The sequence below is a fragment of the Bacillus sp. JJ722 genome (assembly GCF_036963345.1).
GTDB lineage: Bacteria > Bacillota > Bacilli > Bacillales > DSM-1321 > Bacillus_AD.
In genome coordinates this window covers 1-8,629 of sequence record NZ_JBALMO010000238.1, presented here as the reverse complement: position 1 = coordinate 8,629, position 8,629 = coordinate 1, and the positions used below count along the sequence as shown (strand labels likewise).

The window sequence follows — 8,629 nt, the reverse complement described above, 5'->3', positions numbered from 1 at the left end:
AGTTTAATTAAAATTATTATAAATAAGTACTAATTTTAATTAGAGTTATATAATCATTTAAATATATGCACGTAATTGTAAAGATAGGACAATAATTTCATTCATGATACTTAGTTCCCGTTTACTTAGTGAATAAACTCCTGTAGTTTGAATATTTTATGACTTTGATTTAAAAAGAAGTTCGTATGTAGGAATACCCACCACAGATTAAAGTTTCACTTTATGGTGGCGTTTGACAATTTCTTTTAATGTGTATAATAATTAAAACTAGATTTTTGAGTAGCATTTGTGCTATTTTGTATATAGATAATATCTTAATAGAATATAAAAAATGTTTTCTAGGGTTCCGTAGTTTTTAAGACTAGCCTGGTCCGAGAGAAAACTCATTGTATTTACAATGCCACGGAAGGATAAAAGCCTGGGAGATTAGTTAACGCTATTCTCTCAGGCTTTTTTTGCTGTTTTCTAATTGATATTATGCTTAACCAGTATAGAAAGGGGAAATGAAAAATGAATAAAGAATGGTTAAAAGTATTTATTGCAGCTTTCTTTGAAATTTTTTGGGTGATAGGACTGAAGCATGCTGATAATGTTTGGGAGTGGATTGGTACCATCGTATGTATTATTATCAGCTTCTATTTAATGATTATGGCGGGAAAATATTTACCAGTAGGAACCGTTTATGCAGTCTTTGTAGGATTAGGAACGGCTGGAACGGTTTTCGCAGACGTACTCTTCTTTGGAGAGCCGTTTAGCTGGATTAAGATTATGTTAATTGGCATGTTATTAGCGGGAGTTGTAGGACTTAAGTTAGTTACGGGTGAGAAGAAAGGAGAGGAAGCATAATGGCTTGGATCTATTTATTATTAGCGGGTCTATTTGAGATGGCAGGAGTTTTGATGATTAATCGATATCATGAACAAAAAAATATGTCCTCATTAACGATGATGCTTCTTGCGTTTGCTGCAAGCTTTGTTTTTCTCGCTATTGCTATGCTTGATTTACCTATGGGAACAGCTTATGCAGTATGGACAGGAATTGGTGCATCCGGTGGGGCTATCCTAGGTATGCTTTTATATAATGAGCCGAAGAATTGGCAACGAATTCTATTCATCTTTATGATTTTAGGTTCAGCTGTAGGATTAAAGCTTGTCTCATAAATAAAAAAATAACCACTTTCTTTTATAGAAAGTGGTTATTTTTATGAAATTGAATCTCTTACTCCAAATTTATTAGCTATTTTTGTCTTCTTTACAGTTGGACTCTAATATTTTCTCTAAGTTTTTGTTGACGATAAAAACTTCAATTTTTTCTCCAGTTTTTGTACTAATATCACTATGACTGGATAATACTTGACAATTTGTATAGCGCTCCACAATTTCTTCGAAGTTCTCGCTATACATCTCACGTAAAATTTGCCGTGCTTTCTTAACTAACCTGCGACCATTTTCTTGCTTTACTAGGTGCTTTTCCTCAACTGTTAGAGCACCTTTGGAACGGACAATAATCATATCATTTACGATGTACGTCTTTGTTTCCTGAGGTCCCCTTCCTATTAAATCACGCTGTAATTTGATAAATGCTTCACTCAATTCATTTTCAAGTTTTTTCTTAATTAGAGCCAACGTTTATTCCTCACTTTATTAAAAATAAACTATATCTACATAGTTTATTAGGAGATTTTCATAGTATGACTTTCATGATGTCACTCATTTGTACCATTTTATGTATTTTTTTGAAAGAGTCAAAAAAGAGAGAATTTTAGAGATAAAATAAGGAAATAGATATAAATATGTGTAAAATGAGCGTAAATGGATAAATTTGATGATTTTTCAGCAGATTTTGTGGTTTGCATTAAGTTATTAACCACGATATTATGAATTCAAATTTAATTCGGCCTAGTCTCATAACGAGAGCGGAGGAACCAATCTTTTGGGGTTAATTTTACTTATGTAGAAGGGATGAGAGATAAATCTCTTTCGCCATCCTACCCGTCAGCTAACTTCGTCGGCTAATGCGAAGGAGGTCCTAAAGACCACCTTATTCAAGGGGCTTTTTTAATGCGAATTTTTAAGGGATTCGTAGGGAAAAAGCAGTTTGAGAGAATTTTGTAGGTCTTTTTATTATGCCTATAACTTGAAAAAGTGCAAATGGAAGACGGAACGCAAAGGTAGTAAATACTAGCTGGGCGTTAAGTAGATCAATGCATACTTTTTCTCCAAATTTAAAGTTGATTGTACATTGAAGGACTGTTTTTATGTGCTTTTTTAAAGCCACATTAGGTTCTTGCTTTGTCAGCTTATTCAACATGGAGAGAAGTAAGTATTGGTCTTTTTCTGTTGTCTAAGATTAAAACCGAAAGGAATCATGCAGCTGTCATAAGTCGGATTGGTTTAAGTCAGAGTATGGTAAGTGGAATGGTAGACAGCACGCAAATAAAAGGGGGATTGCTCGGCTTAGTTTTGTATAGGAGAGTTACTTAAAAAGTTTAGGGTAGTGTTCAGTTGAGTTTTTTATTCAAAATATTGGAGGCGAAAAAATGTTGGACGTTCTTATGATTGGTATCGTAATTCTGTCAACAGCACTGATGATGGGATTTATAAAGTTTGCTTCTTCAGAAATAGAAAAAGGAAGTGAGTAAATAGTGAGTATGGTTTTATTTGCTTTAGGGTGTTGTGTTTCTTTGTATTTATTATATGCATTATGCAATCCAGAAAAATTCTAATTACTTAGGAGGATGGAAGGTTTGATCATGAGTATCGTTTCCATTATAGTAGCCCTGCTTATTATTGGGCTAATGGCAAAACCAACGGGTTTATATTTAGCTAGTGTTTTCGATTACAACAAAACAAAATTAGATACGTTTTTCGGAGGATTTGAACACCTTATATACAAAATAACAGGTGTAAAGAAGGAAAATCAAAGTTGGAAATTATATGCATTATCTTTTTTACTCGTTAATGTCTTTACAGTGTTTCTAACATATTTAGTTTTTCGATTTCAAGGTGTGCTACCACTAAATCCGAGCAATATCGAGGGAATGGAGCCTACTTTGGCTTTTAATACAGCTATTAGTTTTATGGCTAATACGAATTTACAGCATTACAGTGGTGAATCAGGTTTATCTTATTTTTCACAGATGATTGCGATCGTATTCTTAATGTTCGTTTCTCCAGCGACTGCTTTGGCTGCTGTAATGGCCATTATTAGAGGGCTAGCTGGAAAAGGTCTTGGAAACTTTTTTGTGGATTTAACGAGAAGTTTAACTCGCGTCTTCTTACCAATTGCTTTTGTTGCGGGATTGATTTTTGTTGTATTGGGTGTTCCACAAACTTTGGAGCCTACAGTGACTGCAAATACGATCAGTGGTGAAGAACAAGAAATCGCCAGAGGACCAGTGGCTGCTTTCTTAGCGATTAAAGAAGTTGGTAATAATGGTGGGGGATTCTTCGGGGCAAACTCGACACATCCTTTTGAAAATCCAAATGCAATCAGTAACTTCTTGCAAATATGGCTCATGTTGTTATTACCTACTGCGTTACCTTTTGCATACGGAAAAATGGTTGGTAATAGAAAGCAAGGACGCATCCTATTTACAGTAATGGCAGTTATGTTTGCTATTATGCTTACGACATCACTTACTGCTGAATTCAATGGTAATCCTGTATTAAGTGAACTGGGATTAAATGCTGATCAAGGGAGTATGGAAGGGAAAGAGGTACGATTTGGAATCGGTGATTCGGCATTTTATTCGGTTGTAACAACGGCTGCTGAAACAGGAGCGGTAAATACGATGCATGATACATTAACACCAATTGGTGGTCTGGTTCCGCTCGTGAATATGATGCTAAATACGGTATTTGGCGGAGTCGGAGCAGGCTTTATTAACATATTAATGTACTGTATTATCGCGGTATTCCTGTCAGGCTTAATGGTCGGAAGAACACCAGAATTTCTAGGTAAGAAAATAGAAGGCAGAGAAATGAAATTTATTGCTCTTACTCTTCTTATTCATCCTTTATTAATACTAGGTGCATCTGCTATAGCACTGTGGACACCACTTGGATCTGGTAGTATTACTAATCCAGGATTCCATGGTATTACACAAATTGTTTATGAGTATACATCTTCTGCAGCAAACAATGGTTCAGGATTTGAAGGACTTGCGGACGCAACTCCGTTCTGGAATATATCAACTGGTATTGTCATGTTCTTCGGCAGATGCTTCAGCATCATTGCGATGATTGCAGTCGCTGGTTCATTAGCAAGCAAGAAGCTTGTACCTGAAACAATTGGAACATTCCGTACTGATACATCATTGTTTGGTGGGATTTTATTAGGCGCGATTGTTATCGTTGGCGCTTTAACGTTTTTCCCAACAGTGGTTTTAGGACCGGTAGCAGAATTTTTAACATTATAAAATGGAGGATGGAATACGATGGGTAAACCAGCCGTTAAAGAAAAGCAAAAACACGGTATTAGTGTGAAAAAGGAAGTGGAAGGAGCACAAGATGTGCAAAGCGGTGAACTCTTCGACAACCGCCGCCCTTCACAAAATCTATTAATAAAGGATTCTATTATACAAGCATTTGTAAAGTTAAACCCGGCAATCATGATAAAAAATCCAATCATGTTTGTTGTTGAATTAGGTTTTATTGTAACGCTAATCTTATCATTTGTACCTGATTTATTCGGAGAAAGTGGATCAGAGGTTTGGTTTAATGTTACGGTTTCAATCATTCTATTGTTAACTATTCTATTTGCAAACTTTGCCGAAGCGTTAGCGGAAGGGCGTGGTAAAGCACAAGCTGATTCATTAAAGCAATCGAAGAAGGATATACCTGCTAACTTATTAAAAGGAGAAAAGGTTGTAACTGTATCGTCTGCAACGCTAAAGAAAGGTGATATTGTCATCGTTTCTGAGGGAGAGTTCATTCCGGGAGACGGCGAGATTATTAAAGGATTAGCTTCTATCGATGAATCGGCTATTACTGGAGAATCTGCACCCGTCATTAAAGAAAGTGGAGGGGACTTTTCTTCTGTAACAGGAGGTACGAAAGTTGTTAGTGATTGTATAACTGTGAAAATTACAAGTGATCCTGGTGAGTCTTTCTTAGATCGAATGATTTCTTTAGTAGAAGGTGCAGAACGTAAGAAAACACCTAATGAAATTGCCTTAAACACTGTTTTAACAAGTCTAACTTTAATTTTTATGATTGTTGTAATGGCATTGCCATTCTTTACAAAGTATTTAGGATTTAACATCGATGTACCAGTATTAATTGCTTTGTTAGTTTGTTTAATACCAACAACGATTGGAGGATTGCTATCAGCAATTGGTATTGCAGGTATGGACCGTGTAACACAGTTTAATGTGATTGCGATGTCAGGTAAAGCAGTTGAAGCATCTGGTGATATTCATACGATCATTCTTGATAAAACAGGAACAATTACATTTGGTAATCGAATGGCTAGCGAATTTATCCCTGTTGGGGATGCATCAGAAGAGGAACTTCAACATTATAGTGTTATAACATCTTTACAAGATGATACTCCGGAAGGGAAGTCTGTTGTAGAGTTGGCAAAAGCATTAGGAACAGTAGTTGAAGATTCCTTGATTTACGGAGCTGAATTGGTACCGTTTAAAGCAGAAACAAGAATGAGCGGGCTCGATTTGAAAGATGCTCGAAAGATTCGTAAAGGTGCAGTCGATGCGATTAAAACGTGGGTACAAGGACAAGGTGGATTCCTTCCTGTTGATTTAGATTCAAAAGCGAAGCTGATTTCGGAAAAAGGAGGAACGCCATTAGCTGTTGCAGTAAATCATCAAATTATCGGTTTAATCTATTTGAAAGATACGGTTAAACCGGGCATGAGAGAAAGATTTGATAAATTACGTCAAATGGGAATTAAAACCGTTATGTGTACGGGTGATAATCCTTTAACAGCAGCTACAATTGCCAAAGAAGCTGGCGTTGATGAGTTTATTGCAGAATGTAAGCCGGAAGATAAAATCGATGTTATTCGATATGAACAAAGTCAAGGTAAACTTGTTGCGATGACTGGTGATGGAACAAACGATGCTCCTGCACTCGCTCAAGCTGATGTAGGATTAGCAATGAATTCTGGTACGACAGCTGCAAAAGAAGCTGCCAATATGGTTGATTTAGATTCCAACCCTACAAAAATCATTGAAGTTGTAGAAATTGGTAAGCAGTTATTGATGACGCGTGGCGCTTTAACAACCTTTAGTATCGCGAATGATGTGGCTAAATATTTTGCGATCATTCCAGCGATGTTTATGGTGGCTATACCTGAAATGAGTGCGCTCAATATTATGGGATTAAATTCTTCAGTCTCAGCTATTCTTTCAGCATTAATTTTTAATGCGATTATCATACCATTGCTTATTCCTTTAGCTATGAAAGGAATTGCATATAAACCAATGAGCTCCAATGCTTTATTAAAAAGAAACTTAGGTATTTATGGTTTGGGTGGTGTCATCGCCCCATTTATAGGAATAAAAATCATTGATATGTTGCTAGGTTTAGTCATTTAAATACTAATCTTAAAAGAGAAAGAGGTATGAATGCTCATGAAAGAGCTAAGAAGCATCATTAGTCCTGTAATCAGAATCAGTTTAGTTTTTATGCTTATTTGTGGTTTGATTTATCCGTTAATATCAACTGGAATTGCACAAGCTTTTATGGAGAAAAAAGCAGATGGTAGCTTAATATATAATGACAAACATGAAGTGATTGGTTCGGAGTTAATCGGCCAAAATTTCAAAGATCCAAAATATTTTCATGGAAGAATTTCAAGTATAGAGAACAATGCAAATGGATCGGGTTCAAACAACTATGCGCCATCCAATGAGGATTTACACAAGAGAATAGAGGAGTCGATTACTAAATGGGAACAAGAGAACCCAACTGTACCGATTGAAGAGGTTCCAGTTGATTTGTTAACGAACTCTGGATCAGGATTAGATCCACATATCAGTCCAAAGGCTGCATATGTTCAAGTGGATCGTATTGCTGAAAAAGGTGGGATTTCTAAAGAACAGCTAAAATCTTTAATTGAAAAACACACTGAAGGAAGAGAACTTGGACTTTTCGGTCAGGAGAAAGTAAATGTTCTCCAATTAAATGTAAGCCTTCAAAAACTATATGAATAAGAGGGTGTCCCGTAAGGTAATGGTTAGCGTAAAAGGCGTCTTAAAAGTGATTTATAATCACTTTTGAGACAGCCTCTATGCTTCTGATAATGGAGGAAGATTTATGGCTGAAGAACATCCGTATTTTAGGAGGAAAACACCGGAAGAAATATTGGGTGAACTGCATGAAAGTAATAAAGGAAAGATAAAAATATATATTGGCGCGGCTCCAGGCGTAGGAAAAACATATAAGATGCTACAGGATGCACATGATGCAAAACGTGAAGGAAAAGATATAATCATAGGGTTTATTGAGACACATGGTAGAAAAGAAACGGAAGCACAAATACAAGATTTAGAGTGTTTGCCTCTTAAAGAAATGATGTATAAAAACCGTTCATTTTTAGAAGTAAATGTACCTGCAATTATTAAAAGGAATCCAAGTATTGTAGTTATTGATGAACTAGCTCACACCAATATAAATGGCAGTAAACATAAGAAAAGGTATCAAGATGTAGAAGAGATTTTAGAAGCTGGCATCACTGTTTGGTGTGCGATTAATATACAGCATATTGCAAGTGTCAATGATATTGTTAAGCAAATAACAGGAGTAGTTGTTAGAGAAAGAGTACCGGATTTTATTATTCAAAAAGCTGATGAAATTCAGGTGATTGATGCAAGTCCTGAAACATTGCGTAAAAGATTAATGGATGGAAAAATATATAAACCAGATAAAATTGAGCAGTCGTTGCAAAATTTCTTCACCTCAAATAATTTATCAGCATTAAGGGAACTGGTACTGCGCGAAGTGGCAAATGAAGTGGATGAGAAAATTGAATCAGGTAACAACGAGATTAATGGCCCTATTGGTGTTTACGATCGTATTCTTGTTTGTGTTCAGTACGGTCCAACAGCAGAACGATTGATTAGGCGTGGGGCGCGAATAGCCAAACGTTTAAAAGCGGAATTATATATATTGAATATTTCCTCAGAAAGTGAAGGGTCATATTCGTTGGAAAAGAAACAAAAGATTAAACAATGGAAAGAACTAGCTGATGAATTTAATGGACACTTTATAATAGAAGAAAAAGGGAACCGTGAACCCGCAAATGTTATTGTAGAAGTAGCTAAGAAAAAGAGAATTACTCAAATTGTACTGGGTCAATCTGCTCGGACGAGATGGGAAGAAATTAGAAAAGGAAGTATTGTTAATATCATTATGCGTCATTTACGTAATACTGATATAATGATTGTTTCGGATGGAAGAGCTTAATAAAAAAAGTGTAAGGCTGTCATTCAATTGTATTGACAGTTTTTTTGTGATTTTTTAACTTTTTTCATGATAAGTATTGTAATAGTCATATTATAAATATATCAAAATAATATTTATTTTTAAATGAAGAATATAGTAGGTAATTAGGCTTAGTGGGGTTTTTGTCGAATATTCTTAGAATATTTTGTTTTTTTATCGTA

At 35.5% G+C, this 8,629-nt stretch carries 8 protein-coding genes and 2 riboswitches; of the genes, 7 read left to right on the top strand and 1 reads right to left on the bottom strand.

The genetic code is table 11. The features are described 5' to 3' along the window. The first annotated feature begins 327 nt into the window (after nt 1-327). Nucleotides 328-427, top strand: a riboswitch (guanidine-I (ykkC/yxkD leader). An 83-nt stretch (nt 428-510) separates the two neighbouring features. Together V7014_RS22515 and V7014_RS22510 are read left to right on the top strand one after the other, a co-directional pair. Further along, nucleotides 511-846: a DMT family transporter gene (locus V7014_RS22515; RefSeq protein WP_335510541.1), complete on the top strand. Its 336-nt coding sequence runs from the start codon at nt 511-513 to the stop codon at nt 844-846. Next, nucleotides 846-1,160 (top strand): DMT family transporter, encoded by a 315-nt coding sequence (locus V7014_RS22510; protein WP_335510538.1) that lies wholly within the window; start codon nt 846-848, stop codon nt 1,158-1,160. Before V7014_RS22515 ends, V7014_RS22510 begins: the two co-directional genes overlap by 1 nt. 72 nt (nt 1,161-1,232) lie before the next feature. On the opposite strand, the gene V7014_RS22505 is transcribed toward V7014_RS22510, so the two are convergent. Beyond that, entirely contained in the window at nt 1,233-1,625 is a 393-nt protein-coding gene (locus V7014_RS22505; RefSeq protein WP_335510536.1) for a DUF2294 domain-containing protein, read from the bottom strand. Nucleotides 1,626-1,885: 260 nt separating this feature from the next. Beyond that, nucleotides 1,886-2,028: riboswitch (cyclic di-AMP (ydaO/yuaA leader) on the top strand. Nucleotides 2,029-2,650: 622 nt separating this feature from the next. On the opposite strand from V7014_RS22505, the gene V7014_RS27355 reads away from it, so the two are divergent. The 5 genes from V7014_RS27355 to kdpDN all read left to right on the top strand — a co-directional run bounded on the left by V7014_RS27355 (nt 2,651) and on the right by kdpDN (nt 8,429). Next, the gene (locus V7014_RS27355; RefSeq protein ID WP_438824960.1) at nt 2,651-2,725 is read left to right on the top strand and encodes a potassium-transporting ATPase subunit F; all 75 of its coding nucleotides are present in this window, start codon (nt 2,651-2,653) and stop codon (nt 2,723-2,725) included. Nucleotides 2,726-2,752: 27 nt separating this feature from the next. Beyond that, nucleotides 2,753-4,420 (top strand): potassium-transporting ATPase subunit KdpA, encoded by a 1,668-nt coding sequence (gene kdpA / locus V7014_RS22500; RefSeq protein WP_335510543.1) that lies wholly within the window; start codon nt 2,753-2,755, stop codon nt 4,418-4,420. Nucleotides 4,421-4,438: 18 nt separating this feature from the next. After that, the gene (gene kdpB, locus V7014_RS22495; protein ID WP_335510534.1) at nt 4,439-6,559 is read left to right on the top strand and encodes a potassium-transporting ATPase subunit KdpB; all 2,121 of its coding nucleotides are present in this window, start codon (nt 4,439-4,441) and stop codon (nt 6,557-6,559) included. A gap of 36 nt (nt 6,560-6,595) precedes the next feature. Further along, nucleotides 6,596-7,177: a potassium-transporting ATPase subunit KdpC gene (gene kdpC / locus V7014_RS22490; RefSeq protein WP_335510532.1), complete on the top strand. Its 582-nt coding sequence runs from the start codon at nt 6,596-6,598 to the stop codon at nt 7,175-7,177. 103 nt (nt 7,178-7,280) lie between these two features. After that, nucleotides 7,281-8,429, top strand: a complete 1,149-nt coding sequence (gene kdpDN, locus V7014_RS22485) for a KdpD-like non-kinase potassium sensor (RefSeq protein WP_335510530.1) — start codon at nt 7,281-7,283, stop codon at nt 8,427-8,429. Nucleotides 8,430-8,629 lie beyond the last annotated feature (200 nt).

Coding starts and splice junctions, on each gene's coding strand:
- V7014_RS22515 (WP_335510541.1), top strand. CDS start 511: ATGAATAAAGAATGGTTAAAAGTATTTATTGCAGCTTTCTTTGAAATT.
- V7014_RS22510 (WP_335510538.1), top strand. CDS start 846: ATGGCTTGGATCTATTTATTATTAGCGGGTCTATTTGAGATGGCAGGA.
- kdpA (WP_335510543.1), top strand. CDS start 2,753: ATGAGTATCGTTTCCATTATAGTAGCCCTGCTTATTATTGGGCTAATG.
- kdpB (WP_335510534.1), top strand. CDS start 4,439: ATGGGTAAACCAGCCGTTAAAGAAAAGCAAAAACACGGTATTAGTGTG.
- kdpC (WP_335510532.1), top strand. CDS start 6,596: ATGAAAGAGCTAAGAAGCATCATTAGTCCTGTAATCAGAATCAGTTTA.
- kdpDN (WP_335510530.1), top strand. CDS start 7,281: ATGGCTGAAGAACATCCGTATTTTAGGAGGAAAACACCGGAAGAAATA.